The following is a 1,178-nucleotide window of genomic DNA, read 5'->3' as shown; positions in this document are numbered from 1 at the left end:
GAAAAAATAATCAATACAGGTGTAACTTTTACGGGGTGGTGTGGGGGGATTTTCCGAAAAAATAATCAATACAGGCGTGAATCGCTCTCAATACAGATGTCACTTTACAGAATCGCTCTCAATACAGATGTCACTTTACACAATCGCTCTCAATACAGATGTCACTTTACAATCTTTTCCAAATGATTGCTATTTGATTGCTGAAACAAAAACGGCCACCTTGTGAGTGACCGTAAATTCTTGATTTACTGGAGCCGCCTCTCGGATTCGAACCGAGGACCTGCTCATTACGAGTGAGCTGCTCTGCCCCTGAGCTAAGGCGGCCTCCTTGCCTGCTTTTTTACCCAAACCCGCATGCTGCGTCAACCCCCCATCTTTCAGCTTGCGCACAATAGTGTCACAAGCGATACTTTCCCGATGTTCTGCTCTTACTCTTTCTGGTTGTGCTATGTTACGTCATCTCATCATTGAAAATGTGGCGCTGATTACTCGCCTGGAACTGGAGTTTCATGCCGGTTTGACCATGCTTACCGGGGAGACCGGTGCCGGTAAATCGATTGTGATCGATGCACTCTCCCTGGTTCTGGGCGAAAGAGCCGATACCACTCTCATTCGCAGCGGTTGTGAACGCGCTACAGTGCAGGCATGCTTCCATTTGCCTCCGGCTCATGCTGCCCAACACTGGTTGCATGACAAGGCGTTGAGCAGCTCGGTTGAGGGTGATACCCATCCAGAAGAGCTCTTCTTGCGCCGGGTGCTTAACCGTAGTGGGCGAAGTCGCTCATTTATTAACGAAAATCAAGTGCCCTTGTCCTCTCTCAGCGAATTGGCAAGTTTGTTGGCCGATATTCATGGACAGCATGACCATCAACGTTTACTGAATCCACATGCCCATTTGGCTGTTTTGGATGAGTTTGCCAACCATCCCCAGCAGCTTTTGGCGGTCAAAAACAGTTATGATCTCTGGCATGGTATTGCCACAGAACAAAAAAATTGGCGCAATAAACAGGCTGATGCCGCTGATCGTCAGGCTTTTTTGGCCTTTCAACTGGCCGAGTTGTCGGCGCTCGACCCGCAAGTGGGGGAGTTTGCCGAATTGGAACAACAACGCTCTCGCCTTGCCCATGCCAGCCGTTTGGAGCAGTCGGCGCGTCTGGCCCTGGCTGTGATCTTGGAAC

Annotated in this window: 1 protein-coding gene and 1 tRNA gene; one reads left to right on the top strand and one right to left on the bottom strand. The window is 49.8% G+C overall.

Translation table 11 applies throughout. The features are described 5' to 3' along the window. Positions 1–249: 249 nt before the first annotated feature. Positions 250–324 (bottom strand) — tRNA-Thr (locus EJP87_RS16760). Positions 325–448: 124 nt separating this feature from the next. Here EJP87_RS16760 and EJP87_RS16755 point away from each other — a divergent pair. After that, a partial coding sequence (locus EJP87_RS16755; protein WP_153188697.1) for an AAA family ATPase occupies positions 449–1,178 on the top strand: 730 nt, incomplete at its 3' end.

The organism is Candidatus Magnetaquicoccus inordinatus (genome assembly GCF_004217665.1).
Taxonomy (GTDB): Bacteria; Pseudomonadota; Magnetococcia; order Magnetococcales; family Magnetaquicoccaceae; genus Magnetaquicoccus; species Magnetaquicoccus inordinatus.
Note: the sequence above shows the minus strand (reverse complement) of the source record. Positions and strands in the feature narration are given on the sequence as shown.